At 57.3% G+C, this 886-nt stretch carries 2 protein-coding genes and 1 pseudogene; 2 read left to right on the top strand and 1 reads right to left on the bottom strand.

Features of this window, described 5'->3' with window-relative positions; translation table 11 throughout:
- Together FMM79_RS20180 and FMM79_RS20175 are read left to right on the top strand one after the other, a co-directional pair.
- On the top strand, positions 1–268 hold a 268-nt coding region (locus tag FMM79_RS20180), incomplete at its 5' end, for an integrase core domain-containing protein (RefSeq protein WP_148629311.1).
- A gap of 185 nt (positions 269–453) precedes the next feature.
- Positions 454–735, top strand: a complete 282-nt coding sequence (locus tag FMM79_RS20175) for a hypothetical protein (protein WP_148629310.1) — start codon at positions 454–456, stop codon at positions 733–735.
- On the opposite strand, the pseudogene FMM79_RS20170 reads toward FMM79_RS20175, so the two are convergent.
- A pseudogene (locus tag FMM79_RS20170) lies at positions 724–886 on the bottom strand (IS630 family transposase); the annotation flags it as partial. The gene FMM79_RS20175 and the pseudogene FMM79_RS20170 sit on opposite strands and share 12 nt — an antisense overlap.

The raw sequence follows: 886 nt of genomic DNA, 5'->3' as shown, positions 1-886 counted from the left end.
CGGCGCGGGCGTGCTGCGGCGCGAGGGTATCGCCATCAGCATGGACGGCCGCGGCGCCTGGCGCGACAATGTCGTGGTCGAGCGGCTGTGGCGCTCGGTGAAGTACGAGGAAGTCTACCTGCACGCCGACGCATGCGTCAGCGAAGCGCGCAGTTCGATCGGCCGATACCTGGGCTTCTACAACGCCCGGAGACCTCACTCGAGCCTCGGCGGACGTACGCCCGATCAAACCTACTTTGACAATCTGCCACAGGCCGTGGCAGCGTGAATTGGCCGCGACTTGCGGGGCGTCACTCCGGCCGGGCTACGCCCGACCTCCATGACGCCCCGCAGGCGCCAGCTTGAACAACCAAACCGCAGACGATCCACTTATCAAACGTCAAAGGCTGTTCAGACAAACCGAGCCACTTCTGGGAGATGCCTTTGGACCGCGAGCATAGAATAAAGTCTTTGATGGGACACGCTTACTTTCCCAAAGAATTACCGCGCGTTTTTGCAACGGCTGGCTTCGGGAATAATGTTGATGATATTATCGCTGATTGGCGGTCTGCAAACCTGTTCTCTCAAATGTGCGATCTGAAAGTTCCCGTCAAAAAGACTACGAAGGCAGGTGCATACAAATACAAACTGAAGGCGTGGGCCGATCCGGAAATCATTTCCACGCCGAAAAGAGGCTACGAAAGACGCAGTCTCCATATCACGCATCCCATTCCTCAATCTCTCCTAGTGGATTGATTCCAACGTTTGGTGCCCGCGCCGGACAGCGGCGATGATGTCGTGGGGGTCGGCTTTCCAGACGAAGGGACGCGGATCCTCGTTGTGCTCTTTGATGAAGCGGTTGATGGCTGCCTGCAGGTCTACAACGGAATGGAATACGCCGTTTTTC

Source organism: Novosphingobium sp. BW1, from assembly GCF_008107685.1.
Lineage (GTDB): Bacteria > Pseudomonadota > Alphaproteobacteria > Sphingomonadales > Sphingomonadaceae > Novosphingobium.
The sequence above is the reverse complement of the archived record's forward strand: the minus strand, read 5'-3'. Positions and strand labels throughout refer to the sequence as shown.